Source organism: Porticoccus sp. W117, from assembly GCF_030341905.1.
In the GTDB taxonomy this organism is placed as follows: Bacteria; Pseudomonadota; Gammaproteobacteria; order Pseudomonadales; family Porticoccaceae; genus SCSIO-12696.
The window spans coordinates 110672-130438 of sequence record NZ_JATAAF010000001.1 but is presented as its reverse complement, the minus strand read 5'-3'; the positions used below and the strand labels follow the sequence as shown (position 1 = coordinate 130438).

Below are 19767 nucleotides of genomic sequence, written 5' to 3'. Positions count from 1 at the left end.
GCTAGTGCGAAGCGGCCCGTCTTTCGTCTTACATCTCCCGTCTCACAAACATAAAAAAAGCCCCGCCAAGGATGGCAGGGCCAAAAGGCTGGATGGATGCCCAGCCACTCATACGCTACGTAAACTTCCCGGCGTTTACTGTGATCTGAGTTGTTTCTGTCTGCTAACTGCGGCTACTTTTCCAGCTCAAAGTGAATTCTGGCCACCACGTCGGTCACCATCACGGCTTTGCCGCTCTCAACCTGTGGGCGATATCGCCACTTTCTCACCGCCTTAATGGCATTGCGGTTAAAAACCCTTGCGGGCTCCGCCGCCAGCACGCGAATATTGGTGGTGGTTCCTGTGATAGTGATGTCAAAAATGACATCCACATAACCTTCCAGCTCCTTTTCAAGCGCCTCTCTGGGATAGCGCGCAGCTACCGGGTTGGTCAGGCTGGCAGTGTGCTCGCTTCCTCCGTTCAACAGACTCTCCTGAATGCCTTCCAGACCAGTATTGCTGCTCATGATGTCGCTTTCGGTTATTGAACTCTTGTCAATGGCAACGGGAGTAAGAGGCGTTTCAGTAGCGTTGATCGAAGTCATTGGTGGCGCTGGCTTGAATATAGGTTTTGGAATTTCAGGGGTAAGGCGCTTTTTAAAAACATCATCGATTTTTGTTGGTGGTTGAAACGGGTCGATAGGCAATAAATCAATAATTTGCCCTTCTTTTTGGACATCAGAATTTATCAGCGATGTCATAAAAAACAGCAGCCCCAAAGTGATGCTTGTACCGGCAAAAATGGCTTTTAATGGACGTATTGAAAGTGGTTGCGAAAGCAGCATAGATCCCCCGATTAGTTGTTTTGTATTACAGGGGATTAAACGTGGACTGTCTTGAAATCGGGTTAGGATTAACTGTGCAGATAAAAATGCGGGCTGTTTTTCAAAGCAGCCCGCATTGACGCTTTACTTCAATTTAACAACCTTTCCCACCAGTGTCACACCCGCCATAATTGCTCCAGCGCCACACTCGTATTCGGTGCTACTTTTGACGGTATTCTTCTTGTAGTAGCTGTGAATAATGACAGCATCTCCACCTTCATTTACCGCGCGGTTCTGCATCGACAGCATGGCAGACAGGAAGGCCCACTCGCAGGCTTTTTTGTCGCTCTTGCCAAAGGCATTGGTCTTTTTGTTGGCGGTATAAGTGCCCAGATCTTTGGCAACTGCAGGCAGGTTTTTGTCGCCAAAATAGAATTTGATGCCCTGATTGAGCTTTTCTTGCGCCGCCGGTGTATTGAGTGCGTCATCCAGCGGGTACATATGCTTTGTGTCCCGAGCCATGGCGGGAGCGCTGAATGCCATCAGTGCGGCGAGAATGGTGGATATAGTGGATATTTTCATTGTGGATCCTCCTCGAGTCTATGGTCCTTTGCCGGCGTGGCAATGCAATCATAACCCTGTTGTCTGGGCAGGCATAGAGGTACTCAAGAAGGGAGGTAGTGAGGCTGTTGGCATGATGTGCAAATCCGTATAATAGCCGGCTTGGAGAAGTTCCTGTCGGGATACGGGTTATGACACTGACACTCACTATTGATCGCTGGAGTGCCTGGGCGCCGGGTTTGGAAACCAATGCCCAGTGGCAGCAATGGGCTGCCTCTGGCAATCCGGTAGTGAGTAGGCCAAAAAATCCGGTGCCAGAGGTTCCCGATGTCTCTTATATGCCAGCCATGTTGCGGCGCAGGCTATCTCCACTGGCAAGAGCCGCAATGCATGTGGCCTGGCAGTGTCTGGACGATTGCCAGCAAGTGCCGCTGATTTTCAGTTCCCTGTATGGGGAGAGTGACCGTACCTTTGCATTAACCGAGGCTGTTGCCAAACAGGAACAGCTGTCCCCGGCGTCTTTTAGCCTGTCGGTTCACAACGCTATTGCCGGGCAGTTGAGCATTGCCCGCAACATTACTGCTGAAATTTCCTGTCTGTCCCCTCTGGGTGCGGGTGTGGTCCCTGCCTTGCTGGAGGCGATGGGCATTTTGAACGAAGGGCAATGGCAACAGGCGCTGCTGGTTTTCTATGATCGACCACTGCCAGAACTCTACCAATCAACGGTGCCAGGTCCAGACGGTATGCTGGCCTGTGCACTGCTGGTTTCGAAAAGTGGCCCGGCTAACCTGACTTTGCAGATGCAAGCAAATGAAGGCGCGGCTGATATACAAGAGCAGGAGAGCCAGCTACTTGATTTGATCCGCGTACTGGCCGGTGGCGCTGACAGCGCTCTGTGGCACTGTTCCGGCGCAAACTGGCGACTGGCAAGCTGATATGAGGCGGTTGAACCATATCTGGCGTCTGATTGGCACTGCGCTGGGCTTTTTTTTCTTTGGTTTGGGCGGCTTCCTGTTGGGCATTCTGGTATTCCCCCTGTTGAAGCTGTTGTCCCCGGCCAGCCAGTTGCAGAGGCGTTCGCGGCTGGTGCTGCACTATATTCTACGCGCCCATGTGTGGTTGTTGCGCAGCCTGGGTGTGCTGAAACTGGAGATTGTTGGCGCCGAGAAGTTGAACCGGGAAGGGCAGTTGGTGCTTGCCAATCACCCCTGTTTGTTGGATGTGGTATTTTTAATCAGCCAGATTCGCAACGCCAATTGCGTTGTCAAAAACGCCTTGTGGAATAATCCATTCACCGGCGGCCCGGTGCGTGCGGCGAACTATGTCAGCAATGGTGACTCCCAGAAAATGATTCAGGGGTGCGCTGACAGCCTGGACAGTGGTGACAGCCTGATGATTTTCCCGGAAGGAACCCGCACCACACCAGGCAAACCATTGCGCTTTCAGCGCGGTGCTGCCCAGGTAGCATTGCGCTCTGAGGCGACCATAACCCCGGTGGTTATTCACGGGGCGTTGCCGGCAATGACAAAAGATATGAAGTGGTTCCAGATACCTGAACGAAAAATGCACTTCACCCTGTATGTAGGCGAGGATATTGATATTTCCCATTATCGTCGGGAGCCCAATATTACCGTGGCCGTTAGGCGAGTGACTGAACTACTGCAAAATCATTTTACCGAGGAGCTGGAAAAGCATGGTGGAACTGGAAAACGAACTGAAGCGGATGATTGTCGATACGCTTAATCTGGAAGATATATCCATTGAGGAAATCGACTCGGAAGCGCCTCTGTTTGGCGATGGCCTCGGCCTCGATTCCATTGATGCACTGGAGCTGGGTGTCGCCATGCAGAACAACTATGGCATCAAGCTGAACTCTGAATCAGAGGAAACCAAGAAGCACTTTGCCTCGGTGCGTAACTTGGCGTTGTTGGTGCAACAATCGAGGGAAAAATAATGGCTTATTCGATGAATAATCGGGATGAGATTTTCGATACGCTCTGCGATGTATTGGTGGAAATGTTTGAAGCCGATCGGGCAGATATCAGTATGGAAGCGCGCCTCTACGAAGACCTGGATATCGACAGTATCGATGCCATTGACCTAGTGGTGAAAGTGAAAGACATCACCGGCAAACGGGTGAAGCCTGAAGACTTCAAAGCCGTGCGCACCGTGGGTGACGTGGTGATAGCCATAGAGCGATTGCTGGGTATTTGATGCGCCGCCTGTTAACCGGGCTTTTGGTGATTGCCACGGCACTGTATCCGGTGATGGTTTACCTGTGGGTTGGCGATATTTCGCCGCGTGTTATTGGCGGCGCCTTGTTGTTGATCCTGCTGATTCGCTTTGCCCTTGCTGGAAACTCAGCATCTGCCAAACCGATGCGCAAGGTGTTTCCCTTACTGTGTTTGTTTGCCTTGTTGTTAATGTTTTTTAACCACCAGCAGCTGTTGCTCTGGTATCCAGTGTTGGTCAATTTCCTGATGCTGCTGGTGTTTGCTTATACGTTGATGTGCCCACCGTCGTTGATAGAACGCCTGGCTCGCATTCGTGAGCCGGAGTTACCAGCAGCTGCCGTTATTTATACTCGCAAAGTGACACTGGCATGGTGTGTGTTTTTTGCGCTCAACGGGTTGGTGGCGGCGGTAACTGCAGTATGGGCTAATCTCGAAGTCTGGACGTTATACAACGGCCTCATCGCTTATCTTTTGATGGGGTTAATGTTTGTCATTGAATTGGCCGTGCGACGCCGGGTGCGCAACAACAATGAACATGCGCACTGATCATTTCCTGTTATTGCAAAAGCTCCTTGTGATCGGGCGGGATCCGTCTTGTGAAGTGGCTTGGTGCAGTGGGAGAAAGGTGCTTTGGGGCGAATTTGCCAGTGACGTAAGTCGATTGGCCGCGCAGCTGCAGCAACGTCCGGAAGTTCGTTGGGGTCTCTACCTGAAAGATGGTTATCCGTTTGCAGTTGCCCTGATGGCCTTGCTTCACTGCGGCAAAATCCCGGTACTTGCAGGCAGTGGCCGCCCCGGTGCAGGGGCAGGGTTAGCCACTCAAGTGGATGCTTTGTTGGGGGATTTTGAAGCCGCTGATGGTGTCACGGTAAACAACATCAAGCAGCTGATTGACTCCTCTAATAATCACTCAGAATTTCTATTTGCAGAGCTGAATGCCACGCAAACTCTGGAACTGTTTACTTCCGGTTCCACCGGAGAACCCAAGTGCGAAGTAAAGCAACTCAAGCAAATTTTTGCGGAGCTGGAAACGCTGCAAAACAGCTGGGGCAATCGTCTGGGTAATGCGGTTACCGTCGCCACTGTCAGCCACCAGCATATATACGGACTGTTGTTCAAAGTGCTTTGGCCGCTTGCAGCGGGCAGAGCCTTTGTCAGCAACAGTTATCAGGACCCTCAAACGCTTCTCGAAGATGCCAGTAACTACCCCTCTATAAATTGGGTGGCGAGCCCGGCTCACCTCAAGCGATTGCACGAGGCGCTTCCCTGGAATACAGCAAAATACCATTTAACGGCCTTGTTTTCTTCCGGTGGACTGTTGCCAGCTGACAGTGCTGGGCAGTTGCAACAATGGTTAGGTGAGCCCCCGATAGAAGTGTATGGCAGCACCGAGAGTGGCGGCATTGCTTGGCGCCAGCAGTGGTGCGACCGGAGTTGTTCTGATGATTGGCAGGCTTTTCCGGGCGTCGAGTTGTCCCAGGGCGAGCGAGGGGAATTGCAGCTGCGTTCACCGCATCTGCCTGAAAATGTCACACTCGTCATGGCAGACGCCGTGAAGATAACCGGCGAAAACAAATTCCAATTGCTCGGCCGCCTGGATCGCATTGTGAAAATCGAAGGCAAGCGATTGTCGTTGCCAGAGCTGGAAAACCGTTTGCAACAAGATTCCAGTGTGCAGGAAGCGCGCATGCTGTTACTTGAGCAAGGCGGGCGCCAACAGGTTGGTGCTGTGGTTGTGTTGAGCGATAAAGGTCAGGTTGACTACAAAAAGCAGGGAAAGGCGGCGCTGGTACGTCAGTTAAAATCGCAACTGGGTTTTTACTACGAAGCGGTTTTGCTGCCGAGAAAATGGCGATTTGTCGAGCAAATGCCCATGAATTCACAAGGCAAACTGCTGCAAAATAAGTTGCAAGCGTTGTTTGTTGAGCCCTCTATGGAACATAAAACCGTGCATTCAAAACAGAAATTAAAAACCCTGCCTCTTATTTTGTCGGAGCAGCGCCTGGATAACAGTGTGACACTCAATCTGCGTGTTGAGTCGGATCTGGCGTACCTGCCAGGTCATTTCCCTTCGACGCCCATTGTGCCCGGTGTGGTGCAAATTCGCTGGGCGGATCACTTCAGCCGACAGCAATTTCCGCTGGGCGTTTTTGCGTCTATGGAAGCGATCAAATTTCAGAAAGTACTGCGCCCGGAAACCGATTTTCAACTGACATTGACCTTCGACGAAACCAAAAAGACGATCACTTTTTGCCTGCAATCCGACAATGGTGTGCACAGCCAGGGGAGGCTGAAGTTTGTCTGAAAGCAGCCGCGCAACATTCAAGCTATGTGCCGTGGTGCCGGTATACAACCACGAAGAAGCGATTGGCACCGTTGTCGCGCAGTTATTGAATCATCAACTGCCCTGCATACTGGTTGACGATGGCAGCAATGCCCGTTGTGCTGCAGTGCTTGATCAGCTGGCAACTCAGCCAAAGGTGAGTCTGGTGCGTAGGGAAGTGAATGGCGGCAAGGGCGCTGCAGTTATGTCTGGCTTTGAAGAAGCCTGGCGTCAGGGTTACAGCCACGTTCTTCAGATTGATGCCGACGGCCAGCATGATGTGGCTGATGTGCCTCGTTTTATAGAGCATGCACAGGGGAACCCCGGATCCGTCATTAACGGCGAACCCCGTTTTGATGAATCGGTGCCCAAGGTACGCTTTTACGGCCGTTACCTGACCCACGTGTGGGTATGGATCAATACATTGTCTACGGCCATTGGCGATACCATGTGCGGTTTTCGCATATACCCGTTGGCAACAGTGGTTGAGTTGACGGAAAACGTCAATCTTGGCAAACGAATGGATTTTGATACGGAAATACTGGTGCGCCTCAGTTGGCGGGGTGTGGATGTATTACCGCTGAAAACGGCAGTTAGTTATCCTTTGGATGGCGTTTCCCATTTTGATTTGTGGCGAGACAATGTGGCCATATCCGCTATGCACGCCAGACTTTTTGTTGGCATGCTGATTCGGCTGCCTATGCTGTTAGGGCGTAAGTTACTGGGGCGCAAGTGCTACTCATGAACGACGCCAATTCCCACAAAGAGCAACACTGGTCAGAGCAGCAGGAAATCGCCAACCCTCTGGGGATTCGCATATTGCTGTTTTGCTATCGCTACGGTGGGCTGCCACTGTTTTGGCTGTTGGCCTGCCCGGTAGTGCTGTACTACTTTTTGCTCGCCGGCAAAGCCCGGCGGGCATCCCTGGATTATCTGCGGCTGTTGCATATTGCCAGTGACGGTAAAACTCCAAAAAGCAGTTGGTGGAACAGTTATCGGCACCTGCTCAGTTTTGCGCAAAATTTACTGGAAAAATTTTCTGCCTGGATTGGTGGTGTTACCGAAAGAACCGTGCAGTTTCCACAGCGGGATGTGTTTACCCAACTGCAAGCTCGGCAGCAGGGCGCGGTGCTGTTTATCTCACACTTGGGGAACACTGAAATGTGCCGTGTTCTCTCTATGGTCGATAACGGTGCCCGGCTCAATATATTGGTACATACCCGCCATGCAGAAAGTTTTAATAAGTTGCTGGAAAAGGTGAACGGCCACCGGCAAGTGGAGCTGTTGGAAGTAACCGAGCTGGACGCGGCGGTTGCCGCCATGCTGTCGCAACGGGTTGCCAATGGCGAATTGCTGGCGATTGCTGCCGACAGAACGCCGGTGGGCGTTGAAGGGCGTCGTACGCAAGCCAATTTTCTGGGGCGCACAGCGCCTTTCCCGCAAGGGCCGTATATACTCGCTGCACTGCTGAAATGTCCGGTGTACAGCCTGTTCTGTCTACGCCAGAAAAAAGGCTACCGGGTTTACATAGAGCATTTTGCAGAGCAACTGGTATTGCCGAGGGGGGCGCGTCAGTCGGCGTTGGCAGAATACGCTCAGCAGTACGCCGATCGGCTGTCCCATTACTGCCAGCAGGCGCCATTACAGTGGTATAACTTTTTTGATTTTTGGCAGGGATCCGATTCACGTGAGCACTGAAACTAAACCGGCGGTGGTATTCGATACTACGCCGTTGACCATCGAACAGGTTGTGGCGGTTGCCGAAAGCAAAGCCATTTCCAGATTGAGTGACGATCAGGAGTTTGTCGACTACATCCGCCGGGGTTCCAACTTTCTGGAACAACTGCTGGAAGAGGAAGGTATGGTTTACGGGGTGACCACCGGCTATGGGGACTCCTGTACGGTCGAAGTTCCCCTGCACATGGTGGAGGCTCTGCCCCAGCACCTCTATACATTCCACGGTTGTGGTTTGGGTGCAGAGTTGGATGCCGCTCAGGTTCGCGCTGTACTGGCAGTCAGACTAACCAGCCTGACAAGGGGCTATTCCGGTGTTCGCTATCGACTGCTGCAGCAAATTGCGCAACTGTTGGAGCACGATATTTTGCCGGTGATTCCCGAGGAAGGCTCGGTGGGGGCCAGTGGCGATTTAACGCCGTTGTCGTATTTGGCAGCGGTACTGGCTGGCGAGCGTGAAGTGCATTTTAACGGTCAGCGCCGCAACACCGCAGAGGTGTTTTCCGAATTGGGTATAGAACCGCTGAAGTTTCGCCCCAAAGAAGCTCTGGCGATTATGAACGGTACTGCAGTGATGACGGCGCTGGCTTGCCTTGCCTACAAGCGCGCGGAATACCTTAGTCAGCTGGCTTGCCGAATTACCTCATTGGCATCGGTTGCACTGGCCGGTAACCGCTACCATTTTGATGAATTGCTGTTTTCGGTAAAACCCCACCATGGGCAGATGAAAGTGGCGGAACGCATTCGCCAGGATCTGCATGTGGGGGAAGCTCCCAGGCACAGCCATCGTTTGCAGGATCGTTATTCACTGCGCTGTGCGCCCCATGTTATTGGTGTGCTGGAAGATTCATTGCCCTGGTTGCGGCAATTTATTGAAGGGGAGCTGAACAGCGCTAACGACAACCCGATTATTGATGGCGAAGGGGAGCACGTTCTCCACGGCGGTCACTTTTATGGTGGCCATATTGCCTTTGCCATGGATGGTCTGAAAACTGCCGTTGCCAATATCGCCGATCTGCTGGACAGGCAAATGGCGCAGATGGTGGACGTGCGTTTTAACCACGGTTTGCCCGCCAACCTTTCCGGTGCTGACAGCGATACCGCCATGATCAATCACGGTTTCAAAGCTGTACAGATTGGTGTGTCCGCCTGGACGGCAGAGGCGTTGAAACTGACCATGCCCGCCAGCGTGTTTTCACGCAGCACGGAATGCCACAACCAGGACAAAGTCAGTATGGGCACCATTGCTGCCCGTGACTGTTTGCGGGTATTGGAACTCACTGAGCAGGTGGCAGTGGCGGTGTTGTACGCAGCGGCTCAGGGGGTGGAGTTGCGCTCTGCCCAGGGGCAGCTGCAGAGCGAACTGCCTGCAGAACTGGCAGACACGGTGGCGCAAATACGTGAGGTGACTCCATTCCTTAAGGAAGATCGTGCTCTTGAAAAAGAGCTGCGCCAAGGACTTGATGAAGTGCGTCAGCGAAACTGGGAGCTGTATGATGAAGCCTGACTGGCAGGCGGAAGTGGTGCTTGAAATACCCTTCCACGACGTGGATATGATGGAAGTGGCCTGGCACGGCCACTACGTAAAATATTTTGAAATTGCCCGCTGCGCGTTGTTGGACAAACTCGATTACAACTACCGGCAAATGAAGGCGTCTGGTTACGCATGGCCAGTGATTGACTTGCATGTTCGCTACGCACGACCTGCGTATTTTGGTGCTGCCATAAGGGTGTTGGCGGAAATTGCCGAATACGAGAACCGCTTGAAGATCAACTACACCATTTTTGATCAGGCCAGTGGTGCCAGACTCACCAAAGGGCACACCTGCCAAGTCGCAGTGGATATAGCCAGCCGTGAAATGTGCTTCGCAAGTCCTCAGGTACTTTACGATCGCCTGGGCGTTGAAGTAGATGCTGAGATGGGTGGAGAGTAGAACATTGCGTGCCTTATTGCGTGTGCTGGTTTCAGGGATGTTGGCGTTGTTGATGTGCTTTTCTGCGGTTGCGCAAACGGCAGAAGAACAATCTTTAGCGACTTTGCAGGATATCTCGCAACGGCTGCATCGCTCCGATACGGTGCGAGGTGAGTTTGTTCAGCACCGCTATTTGAAAATACTCAGTCGCCCGCTGACATCAACTGGTGATTTTTACTTCCAACAAAATCTCGGCGCTCGCTGGCGAGTTGTTCAACCTTATCCATCCACGATCCATATAACCGCCGAAGGTAAGGTATTTACCTCGGAGCAGGGCCAGCCCATGGCCGAGGAGTTTGGTCAGCTGCTATTGGCGTTGTTGCTGATTGATAGTGAACAGCTCAGTCACCATTTTCAGGTGAAAGCAACGACTGTTGATAGCCAGTGGAGCCTTACCCTGACACCTCATTCCGACCAGTGGCAACAGGTTGTTCGGGAAATAAGTGTCAACGGTGACAGGGCTGTGCGCTCTATCGAAATCCATGAAAACGGTGGTGATCGCACAGTCGTGTCAATTGACAACGTCAGCCATAAGCCGTTGTTAAGTGACACGGAGAAAAGCGAATTTCTTCAGATCGTGGGTCAACCTGCGCAGTGATGTTGACCGGAGAAAAACGTGGCGCCATTGTATGGCTGTTGGCTGTGTTACTGGGGGCCGCGTTAGTGTGGTGCAAGGGTGCCGACTTGTATCGCGTTGAAACCGACCTGATGCAATTACTGCCTTCTGTGGATCAGCAGCCAGCGGTGAATCAGGGGCGCAAACGTTTGGCGGAAACCGCGGAACGCCGAGTGCTGTTTATGGTAACCGGCGATAAGCGCAGCGACGTTACCGATGCGGGCGTGCAGGTACAAAGTACAATTCGGCAATCGGGTTTTCTGCAATTGCTGGATCAGTCAGTTGCTCAGCAGCAGGCAGCTGATTTCTACCAACAACTCCTTCCATACCGCTATCAATTGTTGACCGGGGCAATCGTCGATCAACTGGAGCGGGAGCCTGAAAAATACCTGCAAGATAGCAAACAGCTGTTGTACAGCCCCGCGGCGTTCGCCCGTACACGCAGCCTTGAACGCGACCCTCTGTACTTGTTTGGCAGCTATTTTGAGCAGCTGTTTCCAGCTTCATTGAATGCTAACAAAGGCGTTCTGCTTGGGGAGTCGGCTGGCGTTTATCACGGGCTGGTGGTTGCCGAAGTCGACAAGGGAGCTTTCGATCTGGATCAGCAGGAGCGTTTGTTAGCGCTGATTCAGACCCTGCGTGCCGAGCTGGCTGGCGACCTGAATCTGCATGTCACCGGTTTGCCGGTGTACGCGGCGTCCGGTTCCAACCGTGCACAGCGGGAAATTCGCCTGGTGGGCATGGGTTCCCTGGTTGGCGTTGTATTGCTGTTAATCGCCACCTTTGCAGCCATTCGACCTTTGCTGCTGGCAATATTGGCCATTGCTACCGGTATCGGTGCTGCCTGGACCCTGAGTGGTTTTTTATTTGGCCAGCTGCATATTCTGACCTTGGTATTTGGTGCCAGTCTGGTGGGTGTCGCTGTGGATTACTGCCTGCATTATTTTTGCAGCCACTTACCTGGTGCGGTTGGTTATGAGGGGAGTAGCACAAGGCGACGCCAGGTGGTGCGCAGTATGACCTTGGCCCTGGTTACCACGGTGGTGGCCTATCTCACCATGGCGTCGGCTCCGTTTCCGGGCTTAAGGCAAATGGCGGTTTTTTCGGCAACTGGTCTGGTGTTTTCCTGGTTGACGGTGGTGCTGTTATTTCCGTTTTTTCTGCGTCGCTTCTGCTGGCCTCGCCGCCAGCATTTGTTATCAGCGGCAAGCGGCCTGGCAGAGCGCTGGGGACAGTGTGTGGTGGCGAGGCGATGGTTTGCAATGCCACTGGTGCTCGCAGTGATTTTGGGAAGCGTCTGGTTGCACAGTGAAGATGATGTGCGCCAGCTGCAGATGCCGAATGCGGATTTGAAAGCTCAGGAGGAGTCGATTAAATCCGCGTTGCCATCGAACTTCGACAGCCGTTTTTTTGTGGTTGAAGGCACCTCTGAAACTGAGCTACTTGATCGGGAAAGAAAATTCGCCAAAGGGCTGCAAAACCTGCAAAGGGAAGGGGATATCTCTGGCTATCAAGGCCTGTCTCAACTGCTCCCCAACAAGCAAAAACAGCGTGAAAACTATCGTTTGTTACAACAGGGCCTGTACGACAGAGGTGCGGTTGCTGGCTACTTGGCGGATTTGGGCTTTGACGACAAACTGATTGCCGCGGAAATCAGCGCATTTAAACAGTCCGGCGAACGCATCTTGTCATTGGGCGAGTTAATGGCTGTTGCCCCGGATCATTGGAAAACCCTGTTTCTGGGTTGTGAAGGGAGCAACTGCCGTTCTATCGTGCGTTTGCAGGGGGTACGTGATGTAACCGCCTTGCAGCAGCTGCAATTGCCAGCTGGCGTGTATTTTGTGGATACGGTAAATGACGTATCCGATGTGATGGCAACGTATCGCCAGAAAGCATCGCTTTTGTTGTTGCTCGGCATTGTGGCTGCAGCCGTATTGTTGAGTTTTTGGTTGGGCAAAAGGCGTGCCTTGCTCGCCATTGGTGTTCCTGCTGTCGCGATTGCGATTACTCTTGGGGCGCTGGGTTGGTTGGGTGAAACCCTCAATCTGTTTCGAATATTTGCCTTGCTGCTGTTGTTGGGTATTGGTGCGGACTTTGGCATTTTTGCGGTTCGCCAACGCCATTTGGCCGCCCATACAGCGCTGGCAATCGGTTTGTCGGCAATCACCACTTTGCTGGCTTTTGGCCTGCTGTCAGTGAGTGATACCGGGGCGGTGAGGTCGTTTGGGCAAACATTGCTGATCGGCATTGCGGTTGCGCTGCTACTGTCACCGGTGGCCGCCAGGTTACAGGAGCAAAGGAATGGGGAATAAACTGCACAGCGATGTGCTGGTGATTGGCGCAGGGCCGTCGGGTGCTGTGGCAGCAGCGTTGCTTAAACAACAAGGCTTTAGCGTTATTGTTCTTGAAAAAGAACACTTCCCCCGGTTTTCCATCGGTGAGAGTCTGTTGCCTCAATGTATGGAATTTATCGAACAAGCGGGGATGTTGGATGCGGTGAAAGCCGCTGGTTTTCAGCTCAAAAATGGCGCAGCGTTTAACTGGCGCGAGCGTTACACCGATTTTAATTTCAGCGATAAAATTTCCCCTGGTTGGGGAACCACCTACCAGGTAGAGCGTGCCAGCTTCGACAAGGTTCTTGCGGACTGCGCTGCTTCTCAAGGCGTGGATATCTATTACGACCGGACAATCGAGCAAGTTGCGTTTGACGACGATGGTTGCACGGTGCATGCCCGTAATAGCAGCGGTGAAACTTTTGTTTGTACAGGCCGATTTTTGCTGGATGCCAGTGGTTTTGGCCGGGTATTGCCACGTTTATTGGACCTGGACAGGCCTTCCAGCTTTCCGTCGAGGCGGTCGCTTTTTACTCATGTTGAGGATTGCATTGACTCCCCGGATTTTGATCGCGACAAAATACTGATTACCGTGCATCCGGATCGCCGGGATGTCTGGTACTGGCTGATTCCGTTTGCCAATGGCCGAAGCTCTGTGGGTGTTGTTGCTGAAGATGCATTTTTTGCGGAATTCGAAGGCGACGATCAGGGTATTTTGTGCGATTTGATTCATCAGGATCCGGTGCTGTCACGCCATTTAAAGCAAGCCCGTTACGATACGCCAGTCAATACCATTGTTGGTTACTCTGCCAACGTTTCCCGTTTGTGGGGCCCTCGCTTTGCCCTATTGGGGAATGCCGGTGAGTTTCTCGATCCGGTATTCTCTTCCGGGGTCACCATCGCCATGAAGTCCGCCAAGTTGGCAGCGGAGGCATTGACCAGAGAGTTGCGAGGTGAGCCGGTGGATTGGGAGGCCGACTACTCCCAGCCACTGCAGTGCGGAGTGGATACATTCCGCGCCTTTGTTGAGATGTGGTACGAGGGCAAATTGCAGGATATATTTTTCTATCCCGGTGCAGACCGTATTTTACGGGCGCAAATTTGCTCCATTTTGGCCGGTTATGCCTGGGACAATAAAAACCCGTTCGTGCGTAGCTCCAGAGGGCGGCTGGATGTGTTGGCCAAAGTTTGCCGCGAGGCTATGGTTTGAATTTGCGAATACTATTTACCACGTTATTGCTTGCCACCATGCTGTTGGCAGGGTGCAAAAACGCGCCTCAGCAGCATTTTCCGAAACACGGGACAATGCCGCTATTGGCGCCCGCTGATTTTGCGAGTTCAGTGCAACTGCAGCAACGGGTTACTGGCGAATACGCAGGTAAACGACACGAGATGCTTTGTGTTCTGGAAGTGAATTCAGATACCCTCAGCCTAGCGGCCCTGTCGCCCCAGGGAATAAAGCTGTTTGCCCTGCAGTACGACGGTGATACCGTGCAGCAGAACCGCAGCCGCTGGGTGCCAGAGCAGCTGCAACCGGTCCAGGTGTTGAACGATATTCAGTTGGCTCTTTGGCCGGCGGAGAAAATTATTGCCCGGCTACCCAGCGATTGGCAGTTGCAGCATTCAGGGGTTGAGCGCAAGTTGTTTGAACGTGGCCGGTTGCGTGCCACAGTGATCTATACCCAGGGAAAGCCCCTTGCAAAAGATGGAGAGTATCAATTGGTGAACCACCTTTATGGTTACAGGCTTCAGGTCAAAACTCTGGAGACCGCGACACTGTGACCAGCTGTTATCTCAATGATCTCGGTGTGGTCTGTGCGTTAGGTCAGGGCAAAGACCAGGTGTCGGAAGCCTTGTTTCGGGGTTGCCGGGAAGGCATGCGTTTTAGCGACCGGTACAGCCCTCAGGGGGATACGCTGCCAGAGGGCGTGGTTGTGGGTGAGGTACGCGCTGATCTGCCCAGCGTGCCAGCGGAATTGCTTGAATTTCAAAGCCGCAACAGCCAGTTGCTAATGGCGGCTTTGCAGGAGATACAGCCCTCACTGGATATCTGCCTGGCTAAATATGGGCACCATCGCATTGGTGTGGTAATTGGCACCAGTACTTCCGGAATCGCCCAAGGGGAAGCAGCCCACAGGGCTTATCATGGCACCGGTGAATTGCCAGAAGGTTATAGCTACCTGCAGCAGGCTGTTGGTACTCCAGCGGAATTAGTACGGCGATATCTGGGAACCAGCGGGCCGGCGTTTACCCTTTCAACCGCCTGCTCATCCGGAGCCCGGGCGTTGGTGTCTGCCCGCAGGTTGTTGGCACTGGGTGTGTGCGATGCGGTGATTGCCGGTGGTGCCGACAGCCTGTGTGGCATGACGGTTCAGGGTTTTTCCGCCTTGGAGGCGGTTTCTGCCAGCCACTGCAATCCGTTCAGTGCCAACCGGGACGGTATTAACATAGGAGAAGGGGCAGGACTTTTTCTGATGACCAAAGAGCCTGCAAATGTGGCTTTCCTGGGGGCGGGCTCAAGCTCCGATGCTTATCATATCTCCGGCCCTGACCCCACCGGTAATGGCGCGTTTCGCGCCATGCAATTGGCATTGCAGGATGCCGGAGTATCCGCTGATCAGGTAGACTATCTCAACCTTCATGGCACAGCGACACGGCAGAATGACGCCATGGAAAGTTTGGCCGTGGAGCAGCTGTTTGGCAGTGATCTGGCCTGCAGCTCTAGCAAGCCGATGGTGGGCCACACCCTGGGTGCTGCCGGGGCGATAGAAGCGGCCTTTTGTTGGCTGGCACTGAATCGCAAGGATGGCGCGTTGCCCCCTCATTTGTGGGATGGCATTAGAGATGACTCTTTGCCGGAACTCAACTTTGTGGCGCAGGGGGATAGCCTCAATAGAGCCGTTAAACTCTGTTTGAGTAACTCTTTTGCTTTTGGGGGCAACAATATATCTGTGGCTCTGGGGCGAGGCTTGGGAGACAACTATGAGTGAATTTTGGCCTGTGGATGAACTGGTGCCCCACGGTGGCGATATGATTTTGCTGGACGAGGTACTGGAATCTCGCGACAAAGGTGTCACCGTAGCCCTCAGTGTTCGCGAAGACGGATTGTTTGATGTTGATGGCCGTGTTCCCGCCTGGTTGGGTATCGAATATATGGCCCAAACTATTGCGGCTTTTGCCGGTATCAGAGCCAAAAAGGCCGGAGAGCCAGTCAAGCTGGGTTTTTTGGTGGGTACCCGTCGCTACCAGAGCCCGCGGGATCATTTTCGCTGCGGCGAGCAACTGACCGTCAACGTGGATGAGGTGCTTTGCGGTGAGAATGGCTTGAGTGTATTTGAGTGCGAAATCAATGGCGATGGCTACTCGCTGACCGCGAACCTCAATGTGTTTCAGCCTGAAGACGTCGAGCAGTTTCTGGAACAGCAGTAATCTTGAATCGAATGGACAATGTATGACAAAAACAGTTTTGGTCACTGGCTCCAGCAGAGGTATTGGTCGCGCTGTAGCGCTCAAATTGGCCTCTGATGGTTACGACCTGGTTATCCACCATCGCAACTCTGCGGATGCGGCCGAAGACGTTCGAGCAGCCATTGCTGCCATGGGGCGCGAGGCCCGGATACTGCGTTTCGATGTGTCTGACCGCGCGGCAACAGAAGCGGCTTTGCTGGCGGATGTTGAGCAGCACGGCGCCTATTACGGTGTGGTATGCAACGCTGGTATTGCTCGCGACAATGCCTTCCCCAGTTTGACTGGCGATGAGTGGGATCAGGTGCTGCACACCAATCTGGACAGTTTCTACAACGTTCTTAATCCTCTGGTTATGCCGATGATTCGACGCCGGGAACCCGGCAGGGTTGTGACCATGTCGTCTGTTTCCGGAGTGATGGGCAATCGCGGCCAGGTTAACTACAGCGCGGCAAAAGCGGGCATTATCGGTGCCACCAAAGCGCTGGCGTTGGAGTTGGCGAAACGCAATATTACGGTCAATTGTGTGGCGCCGGGACTGATTGAAACGGAAATGCTTGGTGAACTGCCGGTGGATGAAATCAGCAAGATAATCCCTTGCCGTCGTTTGGGCAAGCCGGAAGAGGTGGCTTCAGCAGTCAGCTTTTTGATGTCAGAAGGCGCAGCGTATATCACGCGGCAGGTGATCTCGATTAATGGTGGTATGTGTTAATGAAAAGAGTGGTCGTTACCGGAATGGCAGGGCTGTCTCCTATTGGGCAGGATTGGTCGAGGGTATCCGACAATCTTCGTGCCGGACAAAGTGGTATTCGCTACATTGAAGACTGGGACAAGTACGAGGGCTTGAATACCCGCCTGGGTGGCCCGGTGTCCGATTTTCAAAAACCCGCTCACTACAGCCGCAAGGCAACCAGGGGCATGGGCCGGGTTGCCATAATGGCTACCCGTGCTACGGAGCTGGCCCTGGAAGATGCGGGATTGCTTGGCGACCCGGTCATACAGGATGGCCGCATGGGGGTTTCCTACGGTTCTTCCACCGGCAGTACCGATGCTATTGCTGACTTCGGCAAAATGCTGCTTCACCATTCCACTGACGGCCTTAATGCCTCGTCGTATATCCGCATGATGAGCCATACAGCGGCGGTCAATATCGGTGTGTTTTTTGGTTTAAAAGGGCGCGTTATAACCACCTCCAGCGCTTGCACATCTGGCAGCCAGGGTATTGGTTATGCCTATGAAGCAATCAAGTACGGCCGCCAGAAATTGATGGTTGCCGGTGGTGGCGAAGAATTGTGCGCTACCGAGGCCGCTGTTTTTGACACTCTGTTTGCCACCAGTACCCGCAATGATTCCCCGCAATCAACCCCTTCGCCTTTTGATCGTAACCGCGACGGATTGGTGATCGGCGAGGGTGCTGGCACTCTGATTCTGGAAGAACTGGAACACGCCCGCGCCAGGGGTGCAAAAATTTATGCTGAGATCGTCGGCTTTGGCAGTAACTCCGATGGTGCCCACATTACCCAGCCATCACAGGACACCATGAAAGTGGCCATGGAGCTTGCCCTGCAGGATGCACAGCTCTCCCCGGCTAGCATTGGCTATATCAGCGCTCATGGCACCGCAACAGATCGCGGAGACGTAGCGGAAACCCAGGCGACGGAAAAAGTATTTGGCAGCTCTACGCCCATCAGTGCCTTGAAAAGTTTTACCGGCCACACCCTTGGCGCTTGCGGAGTACTGGAGGCCTGGACAGCTATTCATATGATGAATGAGGGGTGGTTTCACGCCACTTTGAATCTCACCGATCGCGACCCGGAGTGTGGGGATCTGGATTACATTGTCGGGGAAGAGCGCAACCTGGATTGCGAATATGTTATGAGCAATAACTTTGCCTTTGGCGGTATTAATACATCATTGATCTTTAAGAAAAATTCTTAGTTTTTATGAACAGCATTCTGTGAGTTTTTAACACTCACAGTATTTTTATGGAGAAAATAATGAAAAAAGTCAGCCTTCTATTGTGTTCTGGAATTGTACTGCTCTGTCAGGCCTGTTCGTTAACGGTGCCGTTGGATGCCCCGGCGACGTCCTCTCGCGGCTACGAGCAATCAGGGGAGCTTGTTCAGCGGCAAATGGCATTGCGCAGCGCACTGCCTACCGGTCATAACGCTTCTTCAGGTGTGGTGACAGTCCACCTGAAGTTGGATGGTAAAGCACTTGAAGCCGGTTCTTTATTTACCGAATCTCTACAAAAGGAACTTCTGGCTAGGAACCTTCCTATAGACTTTTCGGGTGATAGCGGAGTTGTTGTTGAGCTGAAAGATTTAAATATCCTGAATCATCGTTCCAACGGTTTTTCGCCTTGGGTAACTCTGTCTTCTGCCAAAGTAGATTTGTTGGATGATACAGGAGGTTCCACGCGCTTGGCGGCATTCGTCAAACGAGGCAAATTGCCAGTATGGACGATGACAGAAATTAACGAGCCCTGTTATAACCAGCCCCTGGAATTACTGGTCAAAGAAATTGCAGCAAAAATCAATAAGCAATTGTTTAGCTATTCGCTGCCTACCACTGAAGTGAACGCTATTGCCAATACCATTCGGGAAAACAGCGGTAAAGATAAACTGTCCTATCTTGATGTGTACGAGCTGGGTTTTTCGAATAACAAAGAGGCATTGCCTCATCTGTTGGAATTTGCAACGTCTAAGAGGGAATATATTCGTCTGGCGGCTATATCGGCTATAGGTATTTTGGGAAACGATGAGCAAATCGAATTTTTAAAACCAATCTATAACGGCGCAGACAGTTGGCAAGATCGGGGTATGGCTCTGAAGGCCATTGGCGATATTGGTTCCCAAAAAAGTAAGGAGTTTTTGCAGGAGCAGCGTGAGCGATGGGCTGGAGAAAGCTCTAAAGAGGCCCGTTGGAATACTCTGATTATTGACCTATTCCTGGGGTGATAATGAATGACTGTGCGTAGAGTGTTGAGGGCTGTTTTATGAGCCAGCCGACTAACAATGGTGGCTCATGGGTAAAGGAATCCCGCTTTGGTGTGTGGTTTCTAGGTACGGATACCTGGATCGTCCATGTGTTAACCCGAGCACTCAATAATCTGGAATCGCTCTATCCTTTAAAAGAGCGAGAGTTTTCGGTGATTCTTGATATTGGTTATGGCCACGGGCACTCCCTGAAACTCCTCGATGAAAGATATTCGCCGAACAGGCTGATCGGTGTGGATGTGGACCCGAAAGCGGAAGGTCGGGCAAAAGCCAATATCGGCCACTGTCGCAGCCAGGTAGAGACTCATTTGTGCGATGCGGCAGCATTGCCGTTGCCCGATCAATCCGTAGATATGCTGTTTTGCCATCAGACATTTCATCATCTGGTGGATCACGAGCGTGCCATTCAAGAGTTCTACCGCGTTTTAAAACCGGGCGGCGTCATGCTGTTTGCAGAATCCTGCAAACGCTATATCCATTCGTTGATGATTCGCCTGCTATTTCGCCACCCAATGGATGTTCAGAAAACCGATGACGAATATGTGGCGTTGATTCGCGGTGCCGGGTTTGAAGTGCCAGAGGAACAAATTTCCCGGCCGTACCTGTGGTGGAGCCGGGAAGATTTGGGGCTGTTTGAAAAATTCGGTTTTAAGGTTCCGGAAGATCGGGAAGAAACGTTGATCAATTTGGTTGCCATGCGCCCAGAGTAAACCAGTTGAGAATGAC

At 52.5% G+C, this 19767-nt stretch carries 22 protein-coding genes; 20 read left to right on the top strand and 2 right to left on the bottom strand.

Annotated elements, in window-relative coordinates; genetic code table 11:
- Window positions 1-173: 173 nt before the first annotated feature.
- Together QSV34_RS00700 and QSV34_RS00695 are read right to left on the bottom strand one after the other, a co-directional pair.
- The gene (locus tag QSV34_RS00700; protein ID WP_289151103.1) at window positions 174-824 is read right to left on the bottom strand and encodes an energy transducer TonB; all 651 of its coding nucleotides are present in this window, start codon (window positions 822-824) and stop codon (window positions 174-176) included.
- Between the two features lie 123 nt (window positions 825-947).
- On the bottom strand, window positions 948-1385 hold the full coding sequence (locus QSV34_RS00695) for an excinuclease ATPase subunit (protein ID WP_289151102.1): 438 nt from the start codon (window positions 1383-1385) through the stop codon (window positions 948-950).
- Window positions 1386-1555: 170 nt separating this feature from the next.
- On the opposite strand from QSV34_RS00695, the gene QSV34_RS00690 reads away from it, so the two are divergent.
- The 20 genes from QSV34_RS00690 (at window position 1556) to QSV34_RS00595 (ending at window position 19751) form a co-directional block, all read left to right on the top strand.
- Window positions 1556-2299: a beta-ketoacyl synthase chain length factor gene (locus tag QSV34_RS00690; protein ID WP_289151100.1), complete on the top strand. Its 744-nt coding sequence runs from the start codon at window positions 1556-1558 to the stop codon at window positions 2297-2299.
- A gap of 1 nt (window position 2300) precedes the next feature.
- The gene (locus QSV34_RS00685) at window positions 2301-3107 is read left to right on the top strand and encodes a lysophospholipid acyltransferase family protein (protein ID WP_289151099.1); all 807 of its coding nucleotides are present in this window, start codon (window positions 2301-2303) and stop codon (window positions 3105-3107) included.
- Window positions 3058-3318: a phosphopantetheine-binding protein gene (locus QSV34_RS00680; RefSeq protein WP_289151097.1), complete on the top strand. Its 261-nt coding sequence runs from the start codon at window positions 3058-3060 to the stop codon at window positions 3316-3318. Before QSV34_RS00685 ends, QSV34_RS00680 begins: the two co-directional genes overlap by 50 nt.
- On the top strand, window positions 3318-3578 hold the full coding sequence (locus tag QSV34_RS00675; RefSeq protein ID WP_289151095.1) for an acyl carrier protein: 261 nt from the start codon (window positions 3318-3320) through the stop codon (window positions 3576-3578). Before QSV34_RS00680 ends, QSV34_RS00675 begins: the two co-directional genes overlap by 1 nt.
- Window positions 3578-4144, top strand: coding sequence for a COG4648 family protein (locus QSV34_RS00670; RefSeq protein ID WP_289151094.1), 567 nt, complete (start codon window positions 3578-3580; stop codon window positions 4142-4144). Before QSV34_RS00675 ends, QSV34_RS00670 begins: the two co-directional genes overlap by 1 nt.
- Window positions 4134-5903, top strand: coding sequence for an ApeI family dehydratase (locus QSV34_RS00665; protein WP_289151092.1), 1770 nt, complete (start codon window positions 4134-4136; stop codon window positions 5901-5903). Before QSV34_RS00670 ends, QSV34_RS00665 begins: the two co-directional genes overlap by 11 nt.
- Window positions 5896-6666: a glycosyltransferase family 2 protein gene (locus QSV34_RS00660; protein WP_289151090.1), complete on the top strand. Its 771-nt coding sequence runs from the start codon at window positions 5896-5898 to the stop codon at window positions 6664-6666. Before QSV34_RS00665 ends, QSV34_RS00660 begins: the two co-directional genes overlap by 8 nt.
- The gene (locus QSV34_RS00655; RefSeq protein ID WP_289151088.1) at window positions 6663-7619 is read left to right on the top strand and encodes a lysophospholipid acyltransferase family protein; all 957 of its coding nucleotides are present in this window, start codon (window positions 6663-6665) and stop codon (window positions 7617-7619) included. Before QSV34_RS00660 ends, QSV34_RS00655 begins: the two co-directional genes overlap by 4 nt.
- Complete coding sequence (locus QSV34_RS00650; protein WP_289151087.1) at window positions 7609-9162, top strand: HAL/PAL/TAL family ammonia-lyase; 1554 nt, start codon at window positions 7609-7611, stop codon at window positions 9160-9162. Before QSV34_RS00655 ends, QSV34_RS00650 begins: the two co-directional genes overlap by 11 nt.
- A complete protein-coding gene (locus tag QSV34_RS00645) occupies window positions 9149-9589 on the top strand; it encodes an acyl-CoA thioesterase (RefSeq protein WP_353738334.1) in 441 nt (146 codons plus the stop codon). Before QSV34_RS00650 ends, QSV34_RS00645 begins: the two co-directional genes overlap by 14 nt.
- Before the next feature lie 4 nt (window positions 9590-9593).
- Window positions 9594-10226, top strand: a complete 633-nt coding sequence (locus tag QSV34_RS00640; RefSeq protein WP_289151085.1) for a LolA family protein — start codon at window positions 9594-9596, stop codon at window positions 10224-10226.
- Window positions 10227-10228: 2 nt separating this feature from the next.
- Window positions 10229-12556, top strand: coding sequence for an MMPL family transporter (locus QSV34_RS00635; RefSeq protein ID WP_289151083.1), 2328 nt, complete (start codon window positions 10229-10231; stop codon window positions 12554-12556).
- Window positions 12546-13787 (top strand): NAD(P)/FAD-dependent oxidoreductase, encoded by a 1242-nt coding sequence (locus QSV34_RS00630; protein WP_289151081.1) that lies wholly within the window; start codon window positions 12546-12548, stop codon window positions 13785-13787. Before QSV34_RS00635 ends, QSV34_RS00630 begins: the two co-directional genes overlap by 11 nt.
- A gap of 131 nt (window positions 13788-13918) precedes the next feature.
- Entirely contained in the window at window positions 13919-14359 is a 441-nt protein-coding gene (locus tag QSV34_RS00625) for a DUF3261 domain-containing protein (RefSeq protein ID WP_289151079.1), read from the top strand.
- On the top strand, window positions 14356-15567 hold the full coding sequence (locus tag QSV34_RS00620; protein ID WP_289151076.1) for a beta-ketoacyl-[acyl-carrier-protein] synthase family protein: 1212 nt from the start codon (window positions 14356-14358) through the stop codon (window positions 15565-15567). Before QSV34_RS00625 ends, QSV34_RS00620 begins: the two co-directional genes overlap by 4 nt.
- Window positions 15560-16006, top strand: coding sequence for a hotdog family protein (locus QSV34_RS00615; RefSeq protein WP_289151075.1), 447 nt, complete (start codon window positions 15560-15562; stop codon window positions 16004-16006). The genes QSV34_RS00620 and QSV34_RS00615 overlap by 8 nt, the downstream gene beginning before the upstream one ends.
- A gap of 22 nt (window positions 16007-16028) precedes the next feature.
- A complete protein-coding gene (fabG, locus tag QSV34_RS00610; RefSeq protein ID WP_289151074.1) occupies window positions 16029-16754 on the top strand; it encodes a 3-oxoacyl-ACP reductase FabG in 726 nt (241 codons plus the stop codon).
- Entirely contained in the window at window positions 16754-17980 is a 1227-nt protein-coding gene (locus tag QSV34_RS00605; RefSeq protein WP_289151073.1) for a beta-ketoacyl-ACP synthase, read from the top strand. The genes fabG and QSV34_RS00605 overlap by 1 nt, the downstream gene beginning before the upstream one ends.
- Window positions 17981-18039: 59 nt before the next feature.
- Window positions 18040-19002, top strand: a complete 963-nt coding sequence (locus QSV34_RS00600; protein ID WP_289151072.1) for a HEAT repeat domain-containing protein — start codon at window positions 18040-18042, stop codon at window positions 19000-19002.
- 38 nt (window positions 19003-19040) lie between these two features.
- The gene (locus QSV34_RS00595) at window positions 19041-19751 is read left to right on the top strand and encodes a class I SAM-dependent methyltransferase (protein WP_289151071.1); all 711 of its coding nucleotides are present in this window, start codon (window positions 19041-19043) and stop codon (window positions 19749-19751) included.
- Window positions 19752-19767: the final 16 nt, after the last annotated feature.